The sequence below is a fragment of the Azospirillum palustre genome (genome assembly GCF_002573965.1).
GTDB lineage: Bacteria > Pseudomonadota > Alphaproteobacteria > Azospirillales > Azospirillaceae > Azospirillum > Azospirillum palustre.
This window is the reverse complement of record NZ_PDKW01000039.1, coordinates 160,179-184,468: the sequence shown is the minus strand read 5'-3', so window position 1 is coordinate 184,468 and position 24,290 is coordinate 160,179. Positions and strand designations below refer to the sequence as shown.

Annotated in this window: 21 protein-coding genes; 12 read left to right on the top strand and 9 right to left on the bottom strand. The window is 68.8% G+C overall.

The genetic code is table 11. From position 1 onward, the window contains the following. Window positions 1-2,166, top strand: a 2,166-nt coding sequence (locus tag CRT60_RS07025; protein WP_098735722.1) for a mechanosensitive ion channel family protein, incomplete at its 5' end; no start/stop codon positions are given. Here the strand turns inward: CRT60_RS07025 and CRT60_RS07020 are convergent. Beyond that, complete coding sequence (locus tag CRT60_RS07020; protein WP_098735721.1) at window positions 2,163-3,071, bottom strand: LysR family transcriptional regulator; 909 nt, start codon at window positions 3,069-3,071, stop codon at window positions 2,163-2,165. The genes CRT60_RS07025 and CRT60_RS07020 overlap by 4 nt on opposite strands. A gap of 154 nt (window positions 3,072-3,225) precedes the next feature. Between CRT60_RS07020 and aptA the strand changes: the two genes are divergently transcribed. Both aptA and CRT60_RS07010 read left to right on the top strand, forming a co-directional pair. Next, window positions 3,226-4,599 (top strand): omega-aminotransferase AptA, encoded by a 1,374-nt coding sequence (gene aptA, locus CRT60_RS07015; RefSeq protein ID WP_098735720.1) that lies wholly within the window; start codon window positions 3,226-3,228, stop codon window positions 4,597-4,599. Window positions 4,600-4,633: 34 nt separating this feature from the next. After that, a complete protein-coding gene (locus tag CRT60_RS07010; protein ID WP_098735719.1) occupies window positions 4,634-6,133 on the top strand; it encodes a CoA-acylating methylmalonate-semialdehyde dehydrogenase in 1,500 nt (499 codons plus the stop codon). Window positions 6,134-6,212: 79 nt separating this feature from the next. Here the strand turns inward: CRT60_RS07010 and CRT60_RS07005 are convergent, their stop codons facing one another. After that, entirely contained in the window at window positions 6,213-6,884 is a 672-nt protein-coding gene (locus CRT60_RS07005; RefSeq protein ID WP_098735718.1) for a TetR/AcrR family transcriptional regulator, read from the bottom strand. A gap of 77 nt (window positions 6,885-6,961) precedes the next feature. On the opposite strand from CRT60_RS07005, the gene CRT60_RS07000 reads away from it, so the two are divergent. Next, entirely contained in the window at window positions 6,962-8,104 is a 1,143-nt protein-coding gene (locus CRT60_RS07000) for an FAD-dependent oxidoreductase (RefSeq protein ID WP_098735717.1), read from the top strand. Window positions 8,105-8,141: 37 nt separating this feature from the next. Here CRT60_RS07000 and CRT60_RS06995 read toward each other — a convergent pair whose 3' ends face one another. From CRT60_RS06995 to CRT60_RS06965, 7 genes are all read right to left on the bottom strand, one after another. Beyond that, window positions 8,142-8,585, bottom strand: a complete 444-nt coding sequence (locus CRT60_RS06995; protein WP_098735716.1) for a CopD family protein — start codon at window positions 8,583-8,585, stop codon at window positions 8,142-8,144. A gap of 9 nt (window positions 8,586-8,594) precedes the next feature. Beyond that, window positions 8,595-8,939, bottom strand: a complete 345-nt coding sequence (locus CRT60_RS06990) for a DUF3817 domain-containing protein (protein WP_244592329.1) — start codon at window positions 8,937-8,939, stop codon at window positions 8,595-8,597. Then, the gene (locus CRT60_RS06985) at window positions 8,939-9,202 is read right to left on the bottom strand and encodes a hypothetical protein (RefSeq protein WP_098735714.1); all 264 of its coding nucleotides are present in this window, start codon (window positions 9,200-9,202) and stop codon (window positions 8,939-8,941) included. Before CRT60_RS06985 ends, CRT60_RS06990 begins: the two co-directional genes overlap by 1 nt. 11 nt (window positions 9,203-9,213) lie before the next feature. Beyond that, window positions 9,214-9,540, bottom strand: coding sequence for an ArsR/SmtB family transcription factor (locus tag CRT60_RS06980; protein WP_098735713.1), 327 nt, complete (start codon window positions 9,538-9,540; stop codon window positions 9,214-9,216). A gap of 100 nt (window positions 9,541-9,640) precedes the next feature. Beyond that, complete coding sequence (locus CRT60_RS36410) at window positions 9,641-9,817, bottom strand: hypothetical protein (protein WP_167421644.1); 177 nt, start codon at window positions 9,815-9,817, stop codon at window positions 9,641-9,643. An 8-nt stretch (window positions 9,818-9,825) separates the two neighbouring features. Then, window positions 9,826-10,965: a PepSY-associated TM helix domain-containing protein gene (locus CRT60_RS06970; protein ID WP_098735711.1), complete on the bottom strand. Its 1,140-nt coding sequence runs from the start codon at window positions 10,963-10,965 to the stop codon at window positions 9,826-9,828. A gap of 43 nt (window positions 10,966-11,008) precedes the next feature. Further along, on the bottom strand, window positions 11,009-13,177 hold the full coding sequence (locus CRT60_RS06965) for a TonB-dependent siderophore receptor (RefSeq protein WP_244592328.1): 2,169 nt from the start codon (window positions 13,175-13,177) through the stop codon (window positions 11,009-11,011). Between the two features lie 297 nt (window positions 13,178-13,474). Here CRT60_RS06965 and CRT60_RS06960 point away from each other — a divergent pair, with 297 nt between their 5' ends. The 8 genes from CRT60_RS06960 to CRT60_RS06925 all read left to right on the top strand — a co-directional run bounded on the left by CRT60_RS06960 (window position 13,475) and on the right by CRT60_RS06925 (window position 24,103). Further along, complete coding sequence (locus tag CRT60_RS06960; RefSeq protein WP_143273150.1) at window positions 13,475-13,963, top strand: hypothetical protein; 489 nt, start codon at window positions 13,475-13,477, stop codon at window positions 13,961-13,963. Beyond that, window positions 13,917-14,693, top strand: coding sequence for a nucleotidyl transferase AbiEii/AbiGii toxin family protein (locus CRT60_RS06955; protein ID WP_098735708.1), 777 nt, complete (start codon window positions 13,917-13,919; stop codon window positions 14,691-14,693). The genes CRT60_RS06960 and CRT60_RS06955 overlap by 47 nt, the downstream gene beginning before the upstream one ends. A gap of 171 nt (window positions 14,694-14,864) precedes the next feature. Then, window positions 14,865-16,223 (top strand): efflux RND transporter periplasmic adaptor subunit, encoded by a 1,359-nt coding sequence (locus CRT60_RS06950; RefSeq protein WP_098735707.1) that lies wholly within the window; start codon window positions 14,865-14,867, stop codon window positions 16,221-16,223. Beyond that, the gene (locus CRT60_RS06945; protein WP_098735706.1) at window positions 16,220-19,363 is read left to right on the top strand and encodes a multidrug efflux RND transporter permease subunit; all 3,144 of its coding nucleotides are present in this window, start codon (window positions 16,220-16,222) and stop codon (window positions 19,361-19,363) included. Before CRT60_RS06950 ends, CRT60_RS06945 begins: the two co-directional genes overlap by 4 nt. A 6-nt stretch (window positions 19,364-19,369) precedes the next feature. Further along, entirely contained in the window at window positions 19,370-22,489 is a 3,120-nt protein-coding gene (locus tag CRT60_RS06940; RefSeq protein WP_098735705.1) for an efflux RND transporter permease subunit, read from the top strand. Window positions 22,490-22,500: 11 nt separating this feature from the next. After that, window positions 22,501-23,160, top strand: coding sequence for an RNA polymerase sigma factor (locus CRT60_RS06935; RefSeq protein WP_244592327.1), 660 nt, complete (start codon window positions 22,501-22,503; stop codon window positions 23,158-23,160). Continuing rightward, window positions 23,157-23,600, top strand: coding sequence for a hypothetical protein (locus tag CRT60_RS06930; protein WP_098735704.1), 444 nt, complete (start codon window positions 23,157-23,159; stop codon window positions 23,598-23,600). Before CRT60_RS06935 ends, CRT60_RS06930 begins: the two co-directional genes overlap by 4 nt. Beyond that, on the top strand, window positions 23,597-24,103 hold the full coding sequence (locus CRT60_RS06925) for a periplasmic heavy metal sensor (RefSeq protein WP_098735703.1): 507 nt from the start codon (window positions 23,597-23,599) through the stop codon (window positions 24,101-24,103). Before CRT60_RS06930 ends, CRT60_RS06925 begins: the two co-directional genes overlap by 4 nt. The last annotated feature ends 187 nt before the right edge of the window (window positions 24,104-24,290 follow it).

Below are 24,290 nucleotides of genomic sequence, written 5' to 3'. Positions count from 1 at the left end.
GTCCCCGCCACACCCGCCCCGTCCTCCGCAGCCGCCAGCGCGGCCGACGGCATGATGATGCTGATGCTCAGCGAGGGGCGCGACCGCATGGCGGGGTTCCGCGGCAAGCTCGCCAAGCGGCTGCGCGCCACGCCCGCGATCCCGTCGGCCATCGTCGCCACCCTGAAGGCCCAGAGCCCGACCGGCGAGCCCGCCTATTTCCTGCAGGTCATCGCCCTGACCTTCGCCCTGATGGCGGCCGGCCATGGGGTGCAGCATCTGCTCTATCAGCGGCCGGTCGCCCGCCGCCTGCTGCCGCCCCCGGCCGAGCCGAGGCCGGGCGGCTCCATCCTGGCCGCCCGCTTTCCCCGTCTGGTGGCGCACGCGCTGCTGACGCTGGTCGGCATGCTGCTCGCCACGCTGATCGGGTTCGGGCTCGCCACCGCGCTGGTGCCGGAGCCGACGCCGATGACCGAGAAGACGGTCATCCTCGCCGGGGCCGGCTATCTGCTGGTCTGGGCCATCGCCCTGTTCTGGCGGCTGGTGATGCCGCCCGGGGCGGCGGCGGATGCCGGCGTGGCCCCGGCGGTGCGCCGGCTGCGGCGCGACCTGACCGCCAGCGGCGCCTTGGGCGTCGCCCTGATGATCGGCACCATCTGGCTGGAGGCGCTGGGCATGCCCTACGATCCGCACGCGGTGCTGGTCGCGCTGTTCGGGCTGCTCACCGTGCTGGCGACGGTCGGCGCGCTCTATGCCAACCGCCAGACGGTCGAGCGCGCCTTCCTGGCCGGGCGGCCGGCGGCGACGGTGGCGCCGCTGGAACGGCTGACCCTGCGCCTGTGGTTTCCGGCGGTGCTGGTCTATTTCGCCTATGCCCTGGCGACGCTGGTCAACCGCCTGATCCTGGGCTGGCCGACCGAACTGCCGCTGCTGCTCGGCGCCTACGCCGTCGCCGCGGCGATCCTCGCCGTCTATGCCACCGTCACCTATGCCACCGAATGGCTGTTCCACCATCGCCGCACCCTGTGGCGGCCGTTGGAGGAAAGCCGGGAGGGGGCGCCGGACGGCGACGGCCCGTTCCCCGACGCTCCCAGGCCGGCGACCATCGACAGCTACGAGGCGCTGGCCCGGCGGGTGGCCGGCATCCTCGCCGCCGCCGCCGGGGTGGCGGTGACCCTGTCGGTGTGGAACATCCCGCGCATGCACGGCGATGCGGCGGACAAGCTCATCAGCATCATGACGGTCTGCCTGATCGGCTATGTCGCCTATCACGGCGTCCGCATCTGGATCGACCGCCGGATCGCCGAGGAAGGTCCGACCCCCGGCGTCATTCCCGGCGACGAGGGCAGCGGCCACGGCTCGGCCAGCCGGCTGGCGACGCTGCTGCCGCTGGTGCGCAACTTCATCCTGCTGTCGATCCTCGGCGCCATCCTGCTCAGCGTCCTGATGGATCTGGGCGTCAACATCGCGCCGCTGTTCGCCGGGGCGGGTGTGGCCGGCATCGCCATCGGCTTCGGCGCGCAGACGCTGATCCGCGACATCTTTTCCGGCGCCTTCTTCCTGATCGACGACGCCTTCCGCAAGGGCGAGTACATCGAGATCGGCGCCATCCGCGGCACGGTGGAGAAGATCTCGGTGCGTTCGATGCAGCTGCGCCACCATCGCGGCCCGCTGCACACCGTCCCCTTCGGCGAGATCCACCAGCTGACCAACTATTCGCGCGACTGGGTGATCATGAAGCTGCCGCTGCGCATCACCTACGACACCGACGTCGAGAAGGTGCGCAAGCACATCAAGCAGCTTGGCCAGATGCTGCTCGACGACCCCGACCTGGGGCCGAAATTCCTCCAGCCGCTGAAATCGCAGGGCGTCATCCAGATGGAGGACTCCGCGATGATCCTCCGCGTCAAGTTCATGACCCGGCCCGGCGACCAGTGGGAGATCCGCAAGCGGGTCTATCAGGAACTCAACACCCTGTTCCGCCGCGAGGGCATCCGCTTCGCCAACCGCGAGGTGACGGTCCGTTTCGCCGGCGAGGCGACGGCGACCACCACCCCCACCGGCGACCCGGTGACGATGCAGATCGGCGAGGAGGAACGCACCCTGGCCGCCGGTGCCGTCCTGCACGCGCTGGGCGAGGAAGAGCTGAATGCCAAGCCCGCAGCCGGACGGCGCCTGAAACCTTAAACGCCGGTCCCGCTGCCGCGCAGGACTTCCAGGAAGCGGTCCAGCACCAGATTGGGCTGGGCGCCCTTCTTGGTCACCACCTGGAACTCCAGGGCATGGCGGTAGGTGCCGGGCAGCAGCGCCCGCATCATGCCGCGCTCGACCCATTGCCGCGCGTAATGGATGGGCAGGAAGCCGACATAGCATCCGGTCAGGATCAGGAACGCCACCCCCTCGCGGTCGGTGGCGGTCGCGGTGTTGTTCAGCTCGTGGGGAAGCTGCGCCTGGGTCGGCGCCACCGCGTCGGCCGCCTCGACATCCTCGCGCGTCACCGCGTCCTCGGGATGGTCGAACAGCGGATGGCCGTCGCCGCAATAGAGCAGCGATTCCTCGCTGTAGAGCGGCAGGCCGGCCAGCCCCGGCAGCCCCCGGCGGACCGGGACGACGCCGACATGCAGCTGCCCGTCCAGCACGCCGCGCTCGATTTCGTTGGGCGGGATCATGCGGATGTTGACGCGGACCTCCGGCGCCAGCTGCTTCAGGCCGCGCAGCGCGTGGGTCACCCGCATCTGCGGCATGGTGACGAGGTTGTCGGTGATGCCGATGTTCAATTCGCCGCGCAGGCGGCGGTGGACCGTGTTGATCTCGCTGCGGAAGCTCTCGGTGCTGGCGAGCAGGCGCAAGCTCGCCTCATAGGCCAGCCGCCCCTCCTCCGTCAGCCGGAAGCCCGCCCGCCCGCGCCAGCACAGCGTCAGCCCGAGCCGGCGCTCCAGATCGGCCATATGCTGGCTGATCGCGGCGCGGCTGATGTTCAGCTCCACCTCGGCGGCGGAGAAGCCGCCGCACTCCACCACCGTCCGGAACACGCGCAGCAGCCGGATGTCGGCATCGCTGATCGGGGCCATCGACCGGGCCGGCTTGCTCATGCTGTCGCCTGGAAAAGTTGAGCGGGAAAGTTAAGCGGATGCTTACGTGAAGTTCTTCCACTTTGGATTTGATGGCAACCGGGAACCGCTCACACTGACCACAGACAGCAGCCCTGACATATGCGCCCCCCAAACCAAACCGGGAGAACAGCGGATGGCCCCCCTCGACAACGACCACGCCCATGCCCACGCCGATGCCCTGGGCACGGCTGCCGGACTGACGCGCGAGGAGCTTGACGCGCACTGGATGCCCTTCACCGCCAACCGCGAGTTCAAGAAGAACCCGCGCATCATGACGAAGGCGGAGGGCGCCTGGTACTGGGACGCGCAGGGCCGCAAGATCTATGACAGCCTGTCCGGCCTGTGGTGCAGCGGCGCCGGCCATTGCCGCCGCGAGATCGCCGACGCGGTGGCGCAGCAGATCGCCACGCTCGACTACAGCCCGGCCTTCCAGCACGGCCACACCGCCGCCTTCAAGCTGGCGCACAAGCTGGCCTCGATGACGCCGGCCGGCCTCGACCATGTCTTCTTCGTCAATTCCGGGTCGGAGGCCGCCGACACCTCGCTGAAGATGGCGCGGGCCTATTGGCGGATGAAGGGCCAGCCGGCCAAGACCAAGCTGATCGGCCGGGTGAAGGGCTATCACGGCGTCAATTTCGGCGGCACCAGCCTGGGCGGCATCGTCGGCAACCGCAAGCTGTTCGGCACCGGCGTCGATGCCGACCATCTGCCGCACACCCTGCTGCCGCAGAACCTGTTCACCAAGGGCATGCCGGACGAGGGCGCCCATCTGGCCGACGCGCTGGAGGATCTGGTGGCGCTGCACGACGCCTCCAACATCGCCGCGGTGGTGGTGGAGCCGATGGCCGGGTCGGCCGGCGTGCTGCCGCCGCCCAAGGGCTATCTCCAGCGCCTGCGCGAGATCTGCACCAAGCACGGCATCCTGCTGATCTTCGACGAGGTGATCACCGGCTTCGGCCGCATGGGCACCGCCTTCGGCGCCGATTACTTCGGCGTGGTCCCCGACATCATGAACGTCGCCAAGGGCCTGACCAACGGCGCGGTGCCGATGGGCGCGGTGGTTGCCAGCCATGAGATCTACCAGACCTTCATGGACAATGGCGGGCCCGAGTATCTGGTGGAGTTCCCGCACGGCTACACCTACTCCGCCCACCCGGTCGCCTGCGCCGCCGGTCTGGCCGCGCTGGAGCTGTTCGAGCGCGAGAAGCTGGCCGACAAGGCGGCGGCGCTGATGCCGCATTTCGAAGGGCTGATCCACGGGCTGAAGGGGCTGAAGAACGTCGCCGACATCCGCAACTGCGGCCTTGCCGGCGCCGTCACCATCGCAGCCCTGCCGGGCGAGCCGGCGCGCCGGCCCTACGAGATCGCCATGAAGTGCTGGGACGCCGGCTATTACGTGCGCTACGGCGGCGACACCCTCCAGTTCGGCCCGCATTTCATCAGCGAGCGCGAGGATCTCGACCGGCTGTTCAACGTCGTCGCCGACGCGATCCAGGCGACGGCGTAAGAACCTCCACACGCGACATTTCGGGAAAAGCCCAATGCCCATCGTTCCGCACCTGATCGGCGGCAAGACCGACGCCCCGGCCGACAGCCGCACCGCCGACATCGTCAATCCCGCCACCGGCGAGATCGCCGGTCAGGTGGCGCTCGCCAGCCGCAAGACGGTCGAGGAGGCGATATCCGCCGCCGAGGCCGCCTTCCCGGCCTGGCGCGCGACGCCGCCGGCCAAGCGCGCCCGCGTCATGTTCCGCTTCAAGCAGCTGCTGGAGGAGAATGCGCAGCGCGTCTGCGCGCTCATCACCCAGGAACACGGCAAGGTGCTGGACGACGCCTTCGGCGAGCTGACCCGCGGCATCGAGAATGTCGAATATGCCTGCGGCGTGCCGGAGCTGCTGAAGGGCGAGTTCTCCAAGAATGTCGGCCCCAGCATCGACAGCTGGTCGGAGTTCCAGCCGCTGGGCGTCGTCGCCGGCATCACGCCCTTCAATTTCCCGGCGATGGTCCCGCTGTGGATGTACCCCATCGCCATCGCCTGCGGGAACACCTTCATCCTCAAGCCGTCGGAGCGCGACCCCAGCGCCGCTCTCTACGTCGCCCAGCTGGCCGAAGAGGCCGGGCTGCCGCCGGGCGTGCTGAACGTCGTCAACGGCGACAAGGAGGCGGTGGACACGCTGCTGACCGACCCGCGCGTGCAGGGCGTCAGCTTCGTCGGCTCCACCCCCATCGCCGAATATGTCTACGCGACCGCCACCGCCCATGGAAAGCGGGTGCAGGCGTTGGGCGGGGCCAAGAACCACGCCATCGTCATGCCGGATGCAGACCTCGACAACGCGGTGAGCGCGCTGATGGGGGCGGCCTACGGCTCCTGCGGCGAGCGCTGCATGGCGATCTCCGTCGTGGTGGCGGTGGGCGACGAGGTGGCCGACCGGCTGAAGGACAAGCTGTCGGTGGCGCTCCGCGACCTCAAGGTCGGCGCCGGCACCTCGGCCGGCTGCGAGATGGGGCCGCTGGTCACCCGCGCCCATTACGAGAAGGTGAAGGCCTACGTCGACCAGGGCGTCGCCGAGGGCGCCGAGCTGGCGGTGGACGGCCGCGGGCTGGTGGTGCCCGGCCATGAGAACGGCAATTTCCTGGGCGGCTGCCTGTTCGACCGCGTCACCCCGGACATGACCATCTACCGCGAGGAGATCTTCGGGCCGGTGCTCTGCCTCGTCCGGGTCAAGACGATGCAGGAGGGCATGGACCTGATCGACGCCCACGAATACGGCAACGGCACCTGCCTGTTCACCCGCGACGGCGAGGCCGCCCGCTATTTCAGCGACATGATCAAGGTCGGCATGGTCGGCATCAACGTGCCGCTGCCGGTTCCGGTGGCCTATCACAGCTTCGGCGGCTGGAAGCGGTCGCTGTTCGGCGATCTTTCGGCCTACGGTCCGGACGGCGTTCGCTTCTACACCCGCCGCAAGACCGTGACCCAGCGCTGGCCGACCGGCGGCGTCCGCGAAGGCGCCCAGTTCGCCTTCCCGTCCATGAAGTGAAAATCTGTCGGTAAAATCGAGCGGCGGCGAGGACGGCGGGACGCCGCCTCGCCGCCGCTCCATTTTTGACTTCGCGGCGTCACCGCGCGGGTTTCGCCCCCGCCAGGATCAGGTCGAGGCCGGCGAGGAACGCCTCCCGCTCGTCATGCGTCCGCACCTGCTCCGCCAGCAGGTGAACGAACGGGTATTCCCCAGGATCGCGCCGGGTCCAGCGCTCGACGATTGCGGCAAGGACGGCCGGCCGCTCCGACGCGCGGAACTTGTGGCGCGCCGCAGCCGCGGTCTGCGCGGCGCTGCCCAGGAGATACTGGACGAACGCCGACACGCAGTGGAAAAGCGACCCGCGCGGAACGCCCAGCAGATCGAACTGCGCGCTGCTGCGCTCGAAAACCTCCACCATGGCCGGCTGCCACGGTTCCCTGGCGAGCTGGGTGCCCACCCATGGATGCACCTCGATGGCATCGAAGACGCTCAAGGCGATGGCGCGCAGGGTGTCCGCCGGATCGGACCCGCCGGCGATTCCGGCCAGCGCACGGGACAGCACGGTCTCGGTTGCCGCGGAAAGCAGCGCGTCCTTGTCCGGGATATGCCAGTAGATCGCCCCGCTTCCGGTTGACAGCCGGTTCGCCAGCGCGCGGAAGGTCAGGGCGCGCTCCCCCTCCTCATCGAGAAGCCCGATGGCGGATGCAACGATCCGCTCCCTGGAAAGCGCATCCTCCCGCCGCTCGGGAGTCTTTGGTCTTGGGTCCATGTCTCATCTTGACATGCCTGGAACAACGTTCCAATGAATAGTCATGGAACGCCGTTCCAGAGCAGGGAGAAAGCGCCATGGAGCAAGCCGTCGTCATCATCGGTGCTGGATTGGGTGGACTGACGCTGGCCCGCATCCTCCATGTCCATGGCATCCCCTCAATCGTCTACGAGGCGGAGGCCGGGACGGAAAGCCGGACCCAGGGCGGCCAGCTCGACATCCACGACCACAACGGCCAGCGCGCGCTCGCCGCCGCCGGCCTCACCGAGGCGTTCCGGTCGATCATCCACGAAGGTGCGGAGGCGACGCGCGTGCTGGACCGCACCGGCGCCGTCCTCCTCGACATGCCCGACGACGGGCAGAACAGGCGCCCCGAAGTCCTGCGCGGCGCTCTGCGCAGGCTGCTCCTCGATTCCCTGCCGGAGGGCACGGTGCGGTGGGGCAAGAAACTTGCCGGCGCCTCGCCCCTCGGCGATGGGCGGCACGAGGTCCTGTTCGCGGATGGAAGCACTGCGGTCGCCGGCCTTCTCGTCGGAGCGGACGGCGCATGGTCCAGGGTGAGGCCGCTGCTGTCCGACGCCACGCCCCGCTATGCCGGCGCGACCTTCATCGAGACGTACCTGCACGATGTGGACAACCGGCATCCCCGACCCGCGGCGGCGGTCGGCGCCGGAGCGATGTTCGCCCTCTCGCCGGGCAGAGCCATCTTCGCCCATCGGGAGGCCGGAGACGTGCTGCATGTCTATGTCGAGCTGAAACGGCCGGCGGAATGGTTCGCCGGGATCGACTTCGCCGATCCGGCGGCGAAGGGTCTTGTCGCGGCGGAGTTCGACGGCTGGGCGCCGGAGCTGACCGCCCTCATCACCGGGAGCGACACGCCCCCGGTTCCCCGCATGGTCCACGCCCTTCCCATCGGACACCGATGGCGGCGGGTTCCCGGCGTGACGCTGCTGGGAGATGCCGCGCATCTGATGCCGCCGTCCGGCGAAGGTGCCAATCTGGCGATGCTGGACGGCGCCGAACTGGCCGACGCCCTGGTTCGGCACCCCGGGGACGTCGAAGCGGCGCTTGCTGCCTATGAGGAGCCGATGTTCGCCCGCGCCGCCCTGGAAGCCGTGGACGCCCATCGGATGCTGGAGCTCTGCCTGGGCGACGACGCGCCGTCGGGCTTCATCGCCATGATGAGGAGCGTGTCGGAGCCGGATCGGCAGCCGTCATAATCCGGGCGTGATGGGGGGCGTGATACAGGACAGCCCGTCAAAGCGGTTTCAGGACCACGAGAAGCACAATCACGACGACCGCGCCGACGATGACCGGCAGCGCGTGGCCCGATGCCGGCGAAGGCCGCCCATCGGGCCGGGCAAGTTTGCGGAGCGTGCCCGACAGAATCCCGTGCAGGCCGGACAGGGCGACGACGAACACCAGCTTCATCATCAGCCAGCGTGCCCCGAACCAGCCGCCTTCGGTCGCCACCGCCAGCCCGAAGAGCCAGGCCAGCAGCATTGCCGGAGAGGTCGCCCAACGGTCCCAACGCCGCACCGCCCCGATGATGTCAGGCTGGGCGATGCCGACAGGCCCAGGCGCGCCGGGCAGGCTTTTCGGGGCGGACAGGGCTGCCACGGCGATGGCCGCGACGAACATCCCGCCGATCCAGACCGTTACCGAGACGATGTGGAACGCCTTCAGCCACAGGTAGATCATGGCCACGCCTCACGGGGGGGAGGCGAGCGCCGCCCGCCGGGTCAGGGTGCGCGCGCTGAAGAAGGCGCCAAAGGGCACCATGGCGGCAGCGAACAGCTTGATCGTCTCGCCCCGGGACCAGCCACCGGACGACACCATCCTGGTCAGCATCCAGAAGTAGGTCAGGAAGGCGAGGCCGTGGACTGGCCCCATCGCCTTCACCGCGCCGGGAAAACCGGCGAGATGCTTCAACGGCACGGCCACGAAGAGCAGGAGGATCAGCGTGCCGCCTTCTACGAGGCAGGCCGTCCGCATCTGCAGCATCTGCCTGCGCTCTTCGCTGCCGGCTTTTTCGCTGCCGAACTGCGGCGCCATCACCCGACGTCCTTCAGGACTTTTTCCACCCCGGCGAGCCGGCCCTCGATCTGCGTGACGCTGCCCCTGATCGAAACCAGGGCCGCGGTCAGTTCCTCCTGCGCCTTGAGCGTCTTTTCGGCAAGGTCGCGGTATGCCGCCTCGCCGGCGGTCTGTGCCCGGCCCCGACGGGCCGACGAAAAATACTTCATCGCGAAAATCAGGAGGATCGTCACCAGGACGAGGATCGTAACGAGAAGGAAATAGGATTCTCTGCCGGTCATCGGGCGCTCCTTCAGGAGTCGGAATGTCTGCTGGTTGCGGTCAGGGAAGGCGCGGCTTCGGCAATCGCCGTGGGCGTCAGCTCGATCGCGAACGGGGCGACTTCGAAGAAGTTGAGGGCCTTTCCATCCGGAGAGACCTCGAGCCGGCTGGTGACGAGCCCCGCCTCCTCCAGCTTCCGCAGATGAAGGTGCAGAAGCGGACGGCTGATGCCGATCTCGCGCGCCAGCTGACTGACATAGGTCCGCCCCATGGTGCTCAGCGTCGCCACGATGCGCAGCCGGTGCGGGTTCGCCAGCGCCGACAGCATCTCGAGCAATTGGTCGCCGCCACAGGTCATGTCCGCTCCGCCACCCACCAGTAAGGATTTACTTACAGGTGGGCCGACATACCGTCAAGAAAAACTGACAGGTGAAAATCTTTCCTTTCGCCCCTTCCACTCACATGGCCGGCCGGCCCGGCCGCTGCCGCCACAGCTTGACGGCGCAGACGGCCAGCGGCACCGACAGGGTCGCCCAGCACAGCCAATCCCAGATGCCGTCGCCCAGGATGGCGGCGGACAGCCCGACGGCGGACAGCACGGCCAGCGCCGCCGGAATGCGCCAAACCCCGCTCATGCCCCCGCTCATGCCTTGCTCCCCAGCTTGGCGCCCGATGCGGTCCTGTCAGACAACGACCGCGCCCGCGGCCGTTTCAGCCAGACGACGAAGCCGGTCACCGTCACCACCCCGGTGACGATGGTGAACAGCGCCCAGATGATCTGCAACGGCAGCCCGCCGTAATCGCCGAAATGGAACGGCCCCGACAGCATCAGCACCGTCATGTACCAGGGCGTGCCGGCCGCCTCGGCGACCACGCCGGTCTCGGCATCGACCAGTGCGACGCTGAGCAGCCGCTGCGTCAGTTCGGTGTGGCCGCGCACGATCACGCTGAAATGCCGGCTGCCGGCATACTCGTTGCCGGGATAGGCGATGAAGGCCAGATCCTTCCCCGGAAAGGCCGCCAGCCCGGCCGCGGCCACCCGGTCGATGGGCACCGCCGGCCCGGTCATCGGCTCCGGATGGCGGGCGGTCATCGCCGCCAGTTCCGTCTTCTGCCAATAGCCGGTGATCAGCGGCGAGAAGGACAGGATGGCGCCGGTCAGCCCGACGACGAAGGCCCAGACCAGCGTCGCCACGCCGAACAGATTGTGCAGGTCGATGTTGCCGATCCGCGTCCCCCGGCCGAAGCGCAGGATGCCGAAGGCCAGCTTCTTCATGAAGGGGCCGTAGACCACCAGCCCGCTGACCGTGCTGACCACGAACAGCAGCCCCATCACCCCGACGAACATCTGGCCGGCGAAGCCGGTGAACAGGTCGACATGCAGCTTCAAGAGGAAGCCGACCAGCGTCTCCTCCGGCTGCTTCAGCATCTGGTTGGCCCCGGTGAAGCCGTTCAGCACCACCCAGCGCCCCAGATCGAAACCGCTCTCCTCCGGCTTGCCCAGGTAGATGTAGCTGACCGCCTTGTCCTCCGCATCGAAGGACAGCAGCTTCGGCACCAGCGCCGGATCAGCCTTCTGCGCGATGTCGACCAGCGTCTGGAGCGGCAGGCGGGCCTGCCCCTCGGTATAGCTGCTGTCGAGATCCTCCCCCATCAGATGCTGGATCTCGTGGTGGAACACCAGGATCAGCCCGGTGACGCACAGGATCAGCAGGTTGGCCGAACAGATCAGGCTGGTCCAGCGGTGGACGAGGCGCCAGCCCCGCAGGCTCGCAGGCGTCATGACGGCTTCCTTTGCCAAGGGGGAAGGGACGGCACGAAGGGGCTTACCAGCGGTAGCGCAGGCCGGCGGTCACAGTCCGCCGATAGCCGTAGGCGCACCACTCGCCGTAGTAGCAGGAGGCGACATACTCCTTGTCGAACAGGTTCTTGCCGTTGACCGTGACCTCCGCCCCCTGGAGCTTCGGCGACAGCGCGCCCAGATCGTAGGACACGGTGGCGTCGACCAGGGTGAAGGACGGCACCTTGAAGGTGTTCGCCGTGTTGGCCGTGCTGCCGGTGTAGCGCAGGCCGGCGCCGACGCCGAGGCCGGTCAGCGCGGCGCCTTCCGGCATGTGGTACATCGCCCAGGCCGACGCCTGATGGCGCGGCACCGCGGCCAGGCGCTTGCCCTCCAGCCCGTCATTGTCCTTGGTGTATTTGGTGTCGAGGTAGGTGTAGGCGCCGATCAGCTCCAGCTCCTTGGTGACGCCGACCTTGGCCTCCAGCTCGACGCCGCGCGACCGCGCCTCGCCGCTCTGGATGGAGAAGCCGGGGTGGACGGGATCGCTGGTCAAAAGGTTGCTGCGGGTCAGGTCGAACACCGCCGCGGTGAACAGGCTGTTCAGGCCGGGCGGCTGGTACTTCACGCCGACCTCGTACTGGGTCCCCTCCTCCGGCTTGAAGGGCTTGCCGCCGAAATCGACGCCGCTGCTGGGCGTGAAGGATTCGGCATAGCTGACATAGGGGGCGATGCCGTTCTCGAAGACGTAGGTCAGACCGGCGCGGCCGGTCCACGCCTGATCGGACTGGGTGCTGCTGCCCGACGCGGTGGTCGAGGTGGTCTTCGCCCAGTCGCGGCGGCCGGCGACCGTCAGGACGAAGCCGCCCAGCTTCATCTGGTCCTGGAGGTAGACGCCGGTCTGTCGCCCGTCGATGTCGGTGCGGTAGACCGCCGGCGGGGTGACGGCGATGCCGTAGACCGGGTTGAACACGTCGATGGACGGCGCCATCCCGAAGCCGGCGGTGTAATGGCCGTCCAGCCGCTGGTGATCGACGCCGGCCAGCACGGTGTGGCCGACCGGGCCGGTGGCGAAGCGCCCTTCGATCTGGTTGTCGAAGGCGTAGGCGTTCATCTCCTCCCGCGAGGTGGCGACGCCGCGGAAGAGGCTGCGGTTGTCGGTGTCGAGGCCGTTGGCGTACAGGCTGTCGTAGGCGACCTTGGCGTTCAGCCAGCGCCCGTTCAGCCGGACGGTCCAGGCGTCGCCCAGCTTCTTGTCGAAGGCATAGCCGACCGAGGCCTGACGGCGGTCGAACTTCTCGTAATTCGGGTCGCCGTCATAGAAATCGACCGGGATTTTGCCGAGCGGGTTCGACAGCACCGTGCCCTGCGGCGGGATGCCGCCATAGGAATTGCCCTTCGGGTCATGCTGGTAGAAGCCCAGCAGGGTCAGGCTGGTCTCGGCATCCGGCTTCCAGGTGAAGGACGGGGCGACGGCGATGCGCTCGTTCTCCGTCATCCGGATCTGGCCGTCCTCGCTGAGGCCGACGGCGGTCAGGCGGTAGAGGAACTTGCCGTCCTTGTCGATGGGACCGGAGAAGTCGGCGGTGCCGCGCCAATGGTTGTCGGTGCCGTATTCGACCCCGACCTCGTTCAGCGCGGTGGCGGTCGGACGCTTGGAAACCTGATTGATCAGGCCGCCGGGCTGCGCCTGCCCGTACAGAACGGAGGTCGGGCCCTTCAGCACCTCCGCCCGTTCCAGCAGATAGGGGTCGATCTGCGGTGCCGCGTAATAGAGCGACTGGAGCCTCAGCCCGTTCAGATAGGTGTCGGCATCGAAGCCGCGGATCTTCAGCTGGTCATAGCGGGTCGCCACCGCGCCGCGGGTCTCCGCCGTGACGCCGGCGGTGTAGCGCACCACCTGATTCAGCGTCTGGGCATTCTGGTCGCGGATCTGGTCGGCCGGAATGACGGAGATCGACTGCGGCGTCTCGATCAGCGGGGTATCGGTCTTGGTGCCGGTCGCCTGCTGGTTGGCGACATAGCCGGTCACCGGCGTCAGGGCCGTTTCCCCCTGCCCGGTCACCGTCACCGCCGGCATCTGCACTGCGGCGCGACTGGTGGCGCCGCCGGCGCTTTGCGCCCCCGCTACCGCCGGCACCATCAGCCCACTCAGCACCATTGCGCCGAACGCCGCCCCTCGCGACATCCGGCCGCCGTCCACTTGTCTCTTCACGTCGATTGCCCCCGGCACGAATAAGAATCATTCGCAGTTATTGGCTCTGATAATGCAAATGATTCTTATCTTCAATACCTATTCGCGTATGTGACGCGACACTCGCACCGCGCCGCCTGCGCATCTCGAAACGGGGCGCGTCTGCCTTGTCGGGCGTCCGGAGGGAAGGCCGTCATCACCGATGAGCGGTCGCCATGACAGAGCGCACCCACCCTCTGCGGACGGGCGCCTCCTTGACTCGTCAAATGCGATCTATCACTTTGATATTCACTGGTGATTTTCTTTGGATGTCAATTCATGCCAGCGCCGATGAACGGAACCCTGCCGATGCGGATCCTGCACGACCTGCGGCGCAGCGGCATTGCGACCGTCGCGTCCGGGACGCTGGTCGGGCGTTACGGGTCCGCATCGACGGTCAGCCGCGCGCTCAGGAAACTGGTTGCCGCCGAGAAAATCGAACCCATCCAGCGCGGCCTCTACCGCATCCTGCCGGACCGGGAACCGCATCTTGCTTTCAACCGTGCCTGGAGCAATCCCGGCGGCACCTTCGACCCCGACCACCTGATTGCCATGACGCTTTCCCGGCCGACGTTCAGGGACGTCGCCCGGCTTTGCAAATCCTACGGCGTCGCCCGGGTGCGCCGCGTTCTGGACAGCCTGGAAGCGGACAAGGACGTTCCTTCGGCCCTGGCGTCGGAATGGCGGCATCGTCTGACCAACATCGAGAAGGGGTTCCGCGATGCTGCGCGTCGACTGCCTGCCGGGCGAAACCAAGCGGCTGCTTGAGGCGATCTCGTCCTGTCCGGGGATCGGTCAATTCACGCTGGTCGGGGGCACGGCGTTGGCGCTGGCATGGGGGCATCGCCGCAGCGAGGATCTCGATTTCGCCATCCCCGGAACCCAACTGCCGCGCGACGGCTGCCGGGCCATTCTCGACCGCCTCGCTGCCCAGGGCTGGCGGATCTCGGACATCTCCAGCGAGATGGCGCGCATGTATGCCGAAAACGACGGCGACGACCTTGCCGACACCCAGCAGGACTGGCTCTGCCGGACTGGCGGAGCGGAGACCGGCGTCAAGCTGACCTTCTTCGCCGACCATTCGCCGAAGCGGCACGAAGCCTACGCACTGGAGCCGTCGCGCCTGGGTTGCGTCAAGGCGATGCCGCCAGACGGCATTTTCCTGCTCAAATCCCAGCTCATTCTGCGCCGGACGACATCGCGCGACCTGTTCGATCTTTGGTCCTTCCTCGAGCGGGGCAAGACCATCGCCGGCATCCTCGCCGCCGCGAAGCAGGAGAACCCCTATCTCTCCTACGAGAAACTCCGCACCCATTTGCTGCCGTCGCGCCTGCCCCGCACCGATCCGGGCCTGACGGCTCTGGTCGACGATGGTCCTGCGGACTTCGATTCCCTCAAGTCCGCGATCACCCGGCATCTGGACCGATACGAGGAAGCCCTTGCGGCGGAGATCCTGATAAACGACCGCACCGATCCGGCGGGCGACACCACCCCGTAAACGCTGCCATCGCCGCGATCCGCCGCAAAAGGGCGGGTGACCCCGCGCAAAAAAATCTTCGCCGCCCCCCGACGAATCCGCTCATCCGCCCCGTATCAGGGACGGACAGAAAGACAGGGACAGCCGAATGCGCCGTCCGGTCGGATGTCGGGACAAGCGTCGGAACAGGTCATGACGATTCGTTGGAAGCCGGTGGTCACCGGCGTTGTTCTTGCCGGACTGGTCGGCGGCGTCGGTTACGCGGTTCAGCAGAAGCTGGCCCCGCCGGCGGCGACCCAGCCGGGCCAGCCCCCCGGCCCCGGCGGCCCTCCCGGCGGTGGTCCGGGCGGCCCGCGCAACAACGTGGTGGCGGTCCAGGCCGGCACCGTGGCGCGCGAGGACGTGCCGATCTGGTTCGACGGCATCGGCACGGTCCAGGCCTTCAACACGGTCACCGTACGCGCCCGCGTCGATGGCGAGCTTCAGCGCGTCTCGCTTCAGGAGGGCCAGCTGGTCAAGGCCGGCGACCTGCTGGCGACCATCGATTCCCGTCCGCTCCAGGCCCAGCTTGCCCAGGCCCAGGCGAAGAAGGCGCAGGACGAGGCGCAGCTCGCCAACGCGCGGCGCGACCTGGAGCGCAACATGAACCTGAAGGAGTTCGCCTCCCGCCAGTCCGTCGACACCCAGCGCGCGCTGGTCGCCCAGTACGAGGCGCAGATCCGCGCCGACGAGGCGGCCATCGAGGCGGTGCAGGTCCAGCTGAACTACACCACCGTCACCGCTCCGATCAGCGGCCGCATCGGCCTGCGCAACGTCGACCAGGGCAACGTGGTGCGGGCGAGCGACCAGACCGGCATCGCCACCATCACGCAGGTCCAGCCCATCGCCGTCCTCTTCACCCTGCCGGAGAAACAGCTCCAGGCGGTGCTGGCCGCCCAGGCGCAGGGCCCCGTGACGGTGGAGGCGCAGGACCGCGAAGGCCGCCGCGTGCTCGACACCGGCAAGCTGTCGGTGGTGGACAATCTGATCGACAGCGGCACCGGCACCATCCGCCTGAAGGCCGAAATGCCCAACGACCCGCAGAAGCTGTGGCCGGGCCAGTTCGTCAATGTCCGCCTGCTCTCCACCATCCGCCGCGGCGCCACCACCGTGCCCGCGACCGTGGTGCAGCGCGGCCCCCAGGGCACCTACGCCTATGTCATCAAGGACGACCTGACGGTGGAGCAGCGCCCGATCAAGGTCGCCCGCCAGGAGGAGACCAAGGCGATCGTCGACGAGGGGCTGATCCCCGGCGAGCGGGTGGTGGTGGACGGCCAGTACCGTTTGCAGCCTGGATCCAAGATCCGCATCGTCGAGCCCATCGCCTCGGCGGCCCCCGCCGGTTCCACCCCCGCCGCCGCACCGGAAGCGGCCCCCACCGGCGCCCCCGCCAGGACGCAGGACCCTACCGCGCGCGAGGAACGGCGGCGCGAACGGCAGCAGCAGCGCGAGCACAACGGCGGTGCCCCTCCCGGCCAGGCCGCCCCGCGTGAGGGGCGGCAGCCCTCATGAACATCTCCGCCCCCTTCATCCTGCGGCCGGTCGCCACCGGGCTGCTGATGCTGGCGGTGGTGCTGCTGGGCCTGCTGGGCTACAGCACCCTGCCGATCTCCTCGCTGCCGACGGTCGATTTCCCGACGGTGCGCGTCACCACCCAGCTGCCGGGCGCCGCCCCCGACGTGATGGCCTCCTCGGTCACCGCCCCCCTGGAACGCCAGCTCGGCCAGATCGCCGGCATCTCCTCGATGGTGTCGACCAGCTCCTTCGGGCTGTCGGTCATCACCCTGCAATTCGACCTGACCCGCGACATCGACGCCGCCTCGCAGGACGTGCAGTCGGCGATCAGCGCCGCGTCGGGCACGCTGCCCAAGGGGCTGCCGAACCCGCCGGTCTACGACAAGGTCAACCCGGCCGACACGCCGGTCATGGTGCTGGCGCTGAGTTCGGAGTCCCTGCGGCTGGAGACCGTCAGCGACGCCGCCGACACGCTGCTGGCGCAGAAGCTGTCCCAGGTCGACGGCGTCGGCTATGTCGGGATCGAGGGGGGCTTGCGCCCTGCCGTCCGCGTGCAGGTCAACCCGGCCGCCGTCGCCGGCCTCGGCCTGACGCTGGAGGATGTGCGCACCACCATCACCCAGGCCAACGTCAACGCGCCGAAGGGCAGCTTCGACGGCCCGCGCCAGTCCTGGTCCATCGGCGTCAACGACCAGATCGAGAATGCCGCCGCCTACCGCCCGATCATCGTCGCCTACAAGAACGGCGGCCCGGTGCGGCTGACCGACATCGGCACCGTGGTCGATTCGGTGGAGAACACCCGGCTGGCGGCGTGGCATGACGGCAAGCCGGCGGTTCTGCTGAACGTGCTGCGCCAGCCCGGCGCCAACATCATCGACACGGTGGACCGCATCCACAAGCTGCTGCCCTCGCTCCAGGCCAGCCTGCCGCCACAGATCCACATGGCGGTGCTGACCGACCGGACCGAGACCATCCGCGCCTCGGTGGTGGATGTGCAGAAGACGCTGGTGCTGACCGCCGGGCTGGTGGTTCTGGTGATCTTCCTGTTCCTGCGCAAGGCGTGGGCGACGGTGATCCCGGCGGCGGCGCTGCCGCTGTCGCTGATCGGCACCTTCGGCATCATGGCGCTGTGCGGCTTTAGCCTCGACAATCTGTCGCTGATGGCGCTGACCATCGCGTCCGGCTTCGTCGTCGACGACGCCATCGTGATGATCGAGAACATCGTCCGCTACATCGAGAAGGGCGAGAAGCCGTTGCCGGCGGCGCTGAAGGGCGCCCGCCAGATCGGCTTCACCGTGGTGTCGCTGACCCTGTCGCTGATCGCGGTGTTCATCCCGCTGCTGTTCATGGGCGGCGTGGTCGGCCGGCTGTTCCGCGAGTTCGCCATCACGCTGTCCATCGCCGTGCTGGTGTCGGCGGTGATCTCGCTGACGCTGACGCCGATGATGTGCGCCCGCCTGCTGAAAGCGGAGGCCGAGACCAAGCCCAACGGCCTGTTCCGCTGGACCGAGCGCGGCTTCGACGCGCTGCTGAACGGCTATGCCGCCTCGCTGCGCTTCGTGCTGCGCCACCAGCCGGCGACGCTGGTCTTCACCATCGCCACGCTGGCCGCCACCCTCTACCTCTACGACGTGGTGCCCAAGGGCTTCCTGCCGCAGCAGGACACCGGCGTCATCATCGGCGTCACCGACGCCGCCCCCTCCATCTCGGTCAAGGCGATGGCGGAGCGCCAGCGCGAGGTCGCCGACATCGTGCGGCGCGACCCCGACGTGGCGGGCGTGGCGAGCTTCGTCGGCACCGGCACGGTGAACGCCACCACCAACACCGGCAACCTGACCATCGCGCTGAAGCCGCGCGACCAGCGAAGATCCTCGGCGGAGGAGATCATCGCCCGCCTGCGCGCCGCCACCGGCGACCTGAAGGGCGTGTCCCTGTTCATGCAGGCGGTGCAGGACGTGCAGATCGACAGCCGGGTCAGCCGCACGCAATACCAGTATGTGTTGCAGGACGCCGACCCGCGCGAGCTGGAAAGCTGGACCCCGCGCCTGCTCGATGCCCTGCGCGCCCGTCCCGAGTTGACCGACGTGGCGACCGACCAGCAGCCGGACGGCCTGCAGGTCTATCTCACCATCGACCGCGACGCGGCGAGCCGCCTGCATGTGCTGCCCCAGGCCATCGACGACACGCTCTACGACGCCTTCGGCCAGCGTCAGGTCTCGACCATCTACACCCAGACCAACCAGTACCGCGTGATCCTGGAAGTCGAGCCGTCCTTCCAGATGGACCCGGCATCCCTGTCCAAGATCTATGTGAAGGCCAGCGGCGGCACCGTCGTTCCCCTGAACGCCATCGTGTCGGTGCAGCGCAAGACAGCACCCCTGGTCATCACCCACCAGGGCCAGTTCCCGTCGGTCACCCTGTCCTTCAACGTGGCGCACGGCGTCTCGCTGGGGGCGGCGGTGGCGGCGATCCAGCAGGCGCGCGACAGCATCGGCATGCCCGACACCGCGACCGCCCGCTTCGCCGGCACGGCGGCCGAGTTCCGGTCCTCGCTCGACACCCAGCCCTGGCTGATCCTGGCGGCGGTGGTCGCGGTCTACATCGTGCTGGGCGTGCTGTACGAGAGCACGATCCACCCGATCACCATCCTGTCGACCCTGCCGTCCGCCGGCATCGGCGCCCTGCTGGCGCTGATGGCGACCGGCCACGACCTGTCGCTGATAGCACTGGTCGGCATCGTTCTGCTGATCGGCATCGTCAAGAAGAACGCCATCATGATGATCGACTTCGCCCTGGAGGCGGAGCGCAACCAGGGCATGGCGCCGGAACGCTCGATCTACGAGGCCTCGCTTCTGCGTTTCCGCCCGATCATGATGACCACCATGGCGGCCCTGCTCGGCGCCCTGCCGCTGGCGCTGGAGAACGGCACCGGGTCGGAACTGCGCCGGCCGATGGGCATCGCCATCGTCGGCGGGCTTCTGTTCAGCCAGGTGCTGACGCTCTACACCACGCCGGTGGTCTATCTCTACATGGACCGCCTCGGCAACCGGCTCGGCCGCTGGCTGCGGCCCTGGCGCCGGAAGGACTCAGCCGAGCCCGGCAACGACCGCTCGCCCGGCCGGGCGGCGGCGGAGTAGCCGGCCATGGCCTCCCCCAACCCCCTGGCCTCGGCCGCCTCGCTCTCCGCCCTGTTCATCCGGCGGCCGGTCGGCACGTCGCTGCTGATGGTCGGGCTGATGATCCTCGGCGCCGTGGCCTACCGCTTCCTGCCGGTGGCGCCGCTGCCGCAGGTGGAATTCCCCACCATCATCGTCACCGCGTCGCTGCCCGGCGCCAGCCCGGAAACCATGGCGGCCTCCGTCGCCACGCCGCTGGAACGCCGGCTCTCCCGCATCGCCGGCGTGTCGGAGATGACCTCCAACAGCAAGCTCGGCAGCACCACCGTCGTCGTGCAGTTCGACCTGAACCGCAATGTCGAGGCGGCGTCGCGCGACGTGCAGGCGGCCATCAATGCCGCGGGTGGCGACCTGCCGGCCGACCTGCCGAGCCCACCCAAGATGCGGCGCATCAACCCGGCCGACGCGCCGGTGATGACGCTCGCCATGACCTCGACCACGCTGGCCCCGGCCGACCTCTACAACCTCGCCGACAGCATCATCGGCCAGCGGCTGAGCCAGATCGAGGGGGTGGCCCAGGTCTCGATCAACGGGGCGGAGAAGACGGCGGTGCGCGTGCGCGTCAACGCCGCCGCCGCGGCCAACATGGGCGTCAGCCTGGAGTCGATCCGCAGCGTCATCTCCCAGGCGAATGCCAACGGCGCCAAGGGCAGCTTCGACGGCACGCATGAATCCTGGTCCATCGGCGCCAGCGACCAGCTGTTCGGCGCCGACGCCTACCGCCGGCTGATCGTGACCGAGAAGAACGGCGCCACCATCCGGCTCGGCGACCTCGCCGACGTGATCGAGGCGCCGGAGAACAGCCGCACCGCCGCCTGGCAGGACGGCCACCGCGCCATCCTGATCAACATCCAGAAGCAGCCGGGCTCCAACGTGGTGGAGACGGTCGACCGCATCCGGGCGGAGCTGCCGACCTTGCGCGGCTGGATGCCGCCGGGGGTCAGCCTGTCGGTGCGCACCGACCGCACGCCGACCATCCGCGCCTCCATCGACGACGTGCAGAAGACGCTGGCGGTCACGGTGGCGCTGGTGGTGATGGTGATGGCGCTGTTCCTGCGCCGGCTGTGGGCGACGGTGATCCCGGCCGCCTCGGTGCCTCTGTCGCTGGCCGGCACCTGCGGCGTGATGTGGATCGTCGGCTACAGCCTCGACAATTTCTCGCTGATGGCGCTGACCATCTCGGTCGGCTTCGTGGTGGACGACGCCATCGTCGTCATCGAGAACATCGTCCGTCACATCGAAAAGGGCGCCAGGCCGTTCGAGGCGGCGGTGAAGGGCGCCCGGCAGGTCGCCTTCACCGTGGTGTCGATCAGCCTGTCGCTGGTCGCCGTCTTCATCCCCATCCTGTTCATGGGCGGCATCCAGGGCCGGCTGTTCCGCGAGTTCGCCGTGGTGCTGTCGGTCGCCATCGCCGTGTCGGCGGTGGTGTCGCTGACCCTGACCCCGATGATGTGCGCCCACCTGCTTCAGCCGGAGGCGGAGCGCAGGCCCCCCGGCCGCTTCGCCCGCGCGCTCGCCTGGGCCGGCGACCGGCTGTTCGGGCTCTATGCCGGCGGGCTGGACTGGGTGCTGGCCCACCGCCGCACCATGCTGGCGGCGACCTTCGCCATCATCGGCGTCAGCGTCTGGCTCTACGGGCAGGTGCCGAAGGGCTTCGTGCCGCAGCAGGACACCGGCCTGCTGATCGGTTTCAGCGACCCGCCGCCGGACATCTCCTTCCGCGCCATGGTGACGCGCCAGCGGGCACTTCAGGACGCGGTGGCCGGCGACCCGGCGGTGGACAGCGTCGGCGGCACCGTCGGCGGCGGCGGTCCCGGCGGCACCTATTCCGGCCAGATCTTCATCGCCCTGAAGCCGAAGGCGGAGCGCGACGACCTCGCCACCGTCACCCAGCGGCTGCGCATGCGCGCCGGCCGGGTGCCGGGGGTGCAGCTCTACCTGACGCCGGTGCAGGACATCCGCGTCGGCGGCTTCCAGGGCCGCAGCCAGTACCGCTACAGCCTGCAGGATTCCGACATCGCTGCGCTGAACGAGTGGGCGCCCAAGCTGGTCGACAAGATGCGCACCCTGCCGGAGCTGGTCGACGTCGCCAACGACCGCCAGAACGGCGGCATCCAGGCCAACGTCATCGTCGACCGCGACGCCGCCACCCGGCTCGGCGTGTCCTTGAGCGCCCTGGAATCGACGCTCTACGACGCCTTCGGCCAGCGGCAGGTCTCGACCATGTATCTGGCGCAGAACCAGCACAAGGTGGTGCTGGAGGTCGAGCCGTCGGAGGCGCTCGGCCCCGACGACCTCAAGCGCATCTATGTGGCGGGCCGCAGCGGCATGGTGCCGCTGTCGGCGGTGTCGCGCGTGGTCATCGGCAACCAGGCCGCCAGCATCCAGCACCAGAGCGGCTTCCCGGTCGCCAACCTGACCTTCGACCTCGCCCCCGGCGTCTCGCTGTCCCAGGCGACCGAACTGATCCAGCGCGCCGCCGAGGACATCGGCATGCCGGCCAGCATCCGCGCCGGCTTCCAGGGCGACGCACGCGCCTTCCAGCAATCATCCTCCAGCCAGCCTTTGCTGATCCTGGCGGCGCTGATCACCATCTACATCGTGCTGGGCGTGCTCTACGAAAGCCTGATCCACCCGCTGACCATCCTGTCGACCCTACCGTCGGCCGGGCTGGGGGCGCTGATCGCGCTGATCCTGACCGGCTACGACCTGTCGATCGTGGCATTGATCGGCATCATCCTGCTGATCGGCATCGTCAAGAAGAACGCCATCATGATGATCGACTTCGCCCTGGAGGCGGAGCGGACGCGCGGCCTGACGCCGCTGGAGGCGATCCGCGAGGCCGGGCTGGTCCGCTTCCGCCCGATCATGATGACGACGATGGCGGCGCTGCTGGGTGCCGTTCCGCTCGCCTTCGACTTCGGGACCGGCGGCGAGATCCGCCGCCCGCTCGGCATCGCCATCATCGGCGGCCTGCTGGTCAGCCAGATGCTGACGCTCTACACGACGCCGGTGGTCTATCTGACGCTGGAACGGCTGGCCCTGCGGCGCAACCGCCGCCACGCCATCGCAGCACCCGCGGAATAGGGGGGCGGAGGATGGGTGCGGTTCTTTCTCTTCCCGCCGTGCTGCGCTGGCGCCTCTCCGCCCTGTTGGGCATAGTTCTCGCCCACGGCATGAGCGGAGCCCCGGTGGTCGAGGCGAGCGACACGGACGACGAACTGATGGGCCGCGTGGCCGGCGGCGACGCCGCCGCCTTCGACCGTCTGGCCGCCCGCCACATGCGCCGCGCCGTGGCGCTGGCCCAGCGGATGACCGGCAACCCGTCCGACGCCGACGAGATCGCGCAGGAGGCCTTCCTGCGGGTCTGGCAGCATGCCGGGCGCTGGGACGGGGGGCGCGCCGCCTTCACCACCTGGCTCTACCGCATCGTGATGAACCTCGCCATCGACCGCGGCCGCCGCCCCGGCTGGTCGCCGCTGGAGGAGGCCGGCGACCTGCCCGACCAGACCCCCGACGCGCTGACCCGCATCGCCGAGCGCCAGACCGCCGAGCGGGTCAACCGGGCGCTGGCGGCCCTGCCCGACCGCCAGCGCGCCGCCGTCGTGCTGTTCCATCAGGAGGGGCTCAGCCTGCGTCAGGCCGCCGAAATCCTGACCATGGGCGAAAGCGCCTTCGCCTCGCTGCTGGCCCGTGCCCGGGCCGCGCTGAAGACGGCGCTCAGCCCCGACGATCCCGTGGGAGGGAGGATGCCATGACCGACGAAGACTTCCTCCGCCACCTCGACGATTACGGCGCCTCGCCAGAGCGCTGGCCGGCGGAGCTGCGTGCGGAGGCCGAAGCGGCGCTCGCCCGCTCCCCCGCCCTGCGCGCCGCCCGGGAGGACGCCGCCGCCTTCGACCGGCTGCTGACGGCCCCCGCGGCGCCGGTAGAGGACGCCCGCGTCGCCCGCCTTCTGTCCGCCGTCGGCGCTGCGGCGCGGGCCGTGCCGCAGGAGGGCGTGGTCATGCTGCTGCTCGGCCGGATGCCGCGGCGGAGGGTGGCCGGCTTCTGCGTCGCCCTGCTGGCGCTGGGCTGGCTGACCGGGGGCTGGTTCGCCGGCCATCTCGCCAGCCCGCTTCCCACCGCGCCGCGCAGCCAGGAGCTGGCCCTGCTGAACGACGAGGTCGTTACCCTGTTCGACGGAGAGCCCCGATGAGCGGTTTCACCGCCCCCCATCGCCCGCAGCCCTCCCTCCTGACCCGCCTCCGGCAAGGGATGAGCCTGCGCCGGCTGGCGCTGCTGTCGCTGGCGCTGAACCTGTTCCTGGCCGCCATGCTGGTCGGCACCACCCGCAAGCCGGCGCCCCCGCCCTTCCGGCCGATGCCCGACCGCTTCGTCGAGCATGTGGCCGCCGGCATGTCCGACGCCGACGCCGCCCGCCTGCGCGCCATTTTCGAGCCGCTGCGCCCACGCTATGACGCGCTGACCGAGGAGTATCGCGAGGAGGGCCAGCGGGTGCGCAGCCTGCTTCAGGCGGAGCCCGTGGATTTCGACTCCCTGAACGCCGCGATCGCCGCGGCCCGCGCCAAGCGCCGCCTGATCGGCGAATTGACGGAGCAGACCGTGCTGCTCGTGCTGCCCGACCTCTCGCCTGCCGGACGGCTGCGGATGGTCGGAGGATGGGGAACCGCCGGCGCCCCTGATACGCCCAAAAAATAGGCAAACCCACTCATCCACAGGCCGGATGCGCCCGCCGGAAGGATGCGGAAGATTCTGTTCGGAGTTTGCGCACACATCTATCCACAGATTCTGTGGAGAAGAAAACCGACGAAAATTTTATCCACACAAATTCACATTCTATCATCCCCAGGTTTTATCGCCCGACTTCCCATGGATCCTTGTATCC

Excerpts from the sequence above, each read along its gene's own strand:
- CRT60_RS07020 (WP_098735721.1), bottom strand. The coding sequence starts at position 3,071 with ATGAGCAAGCCGGCCCGGTCGATGGCCCCGATCAGCGATGCCGACATC.
- aptA (WP_098735720.1), top strand. The coding sequence starts at position 3,226 with ATGGCCCCCCTCGACAACGACCACGCCCATGCCCACGCCGATGCCCTG.
- CRT60_RS07010 (WP_098735719.1), top strand. The coding sequence starts at position 4,634 with ATGCCCATCGTTCCGCACCTGATCGGCGGCAAGACCGACGCCCCGGCC.
- CRT60_RS07005 (WP_098735718.1), bottom strand. The coding sequence starts at position 6,884 with ATGGACCCAAGACCAAAGACTCCCGAGCGGCGGGAGGATGCGCTTTCC.
- CRT60_RS07000 (WP_098735717.1), top strand. The coding sequence starts at position 6,962 with ATGGAGCAAGCCGTCGTCATCATCGGTGCTGGATTGGGTGGACTGACG.
- CRT60_RS06995 (WP_098735716.1), bottom strand. The coding sequence starts at position 8,585 with ATGATCTACCTGTGGCTGAAGGCGTTCCACATCGTCTCGGTAACGGTC.
- CRT60_RS06990 (WP_244592329.1), bottom strand. The coding sequence starts at position 8,939 with ATGGCGCCGCAGTTCGGCAGCGAAAAAGCCGGCAGCGAAGAGCGCAGG.
- CRT60_RS06985 (WP_098735714.1), bottom strand. The coding sequence starts at position 9,202 with ATGACCGGCAGAGAATCCTATTTCCTTCTCGTTACGATCCTCGTCCTG.
- CRT60_RS06980 (WP_098735713.1), bottom strand. The coding sequence starts at position 9,540 with ATGACCTGTGGCGGCGACCAATTGCTCGAGATGCTGTCGGCGCTGGCG.
- CRT60_RS36410 (WP_167421644.1), bottom strand. The coding sequence starts at position 9,817 with ATGAGCGGGGTTTGGCGCATTCCGGCGGCGCTGGCCGTGCTGTCCGCC.
- CRT60_RS06970 (WP_098735711.1), bottom strand. The coding sequence starts at position 10,965 with ATGACGCCTGCGAGCCTGCGGGGCTGGCGCCTCGTCCACCGCTGGACC.
- CRT60_RS06960 (WP_143273150.1), top strand. The coding sequence starts at position 13,475 with ATGCCAGCGCCGATGAACGGAACCCTGCCGATGCGGATCCTGCACGAC.
- CRT60_RS06955 (WP_098735708.1), top strand. The coding sequence starts at position 13,917 with ATGCTGCGCGTCGACTGCCTGCCGGGCGAAACCAAGCGGCTGCTTGAG.
- CRT60_RS06950 (WP_098735707.1), top strand. The coding sequence starts at position 14,865 with ATGACGATTCGTTGGAAGCCGGTGGTCACCGGCGTTGTTCTTGCCGGA.
- CRT60_RS06945 (WP_098735706.1), top strand. The coding sequence starts at position 16,220 with ATGAACATCTCCGCCCCCTTCATCCTGCGGCCGGTCGCCACCGGGCTG.
- CRT60_RS06940 (WP_098735705.1), top strand. The coding sequence starts at position 19,370 with ATGGCCTCCCCCAACCCCCTGGCCTCGGCCGCCTCGCTCTCCGCCCTG.
- CRT60_RS06935 (WP_244592327.1), top strand. The coding sequence starts at position 22,501 with ATGGGTGCGGTTCTTTCTCTTCCCGCCGTGCTGCGCTGGCGCCTCTCC.
- CRT60_RS06930 (WP_098735704.1), top strand. The coding sequence starts at position 23,157 with ATGACCGACGAAGACTTCCTCCGCCACCTCGACGATTACGGCGCCTCG.
- CRT60_RS06925 (WP_098735703.1), top strand. The coding sequence starts at position 23,597 with ATGAGCGGTTTCACCGCCCCCCATCGCCCGCAGCCCTCCCTCCTGACC.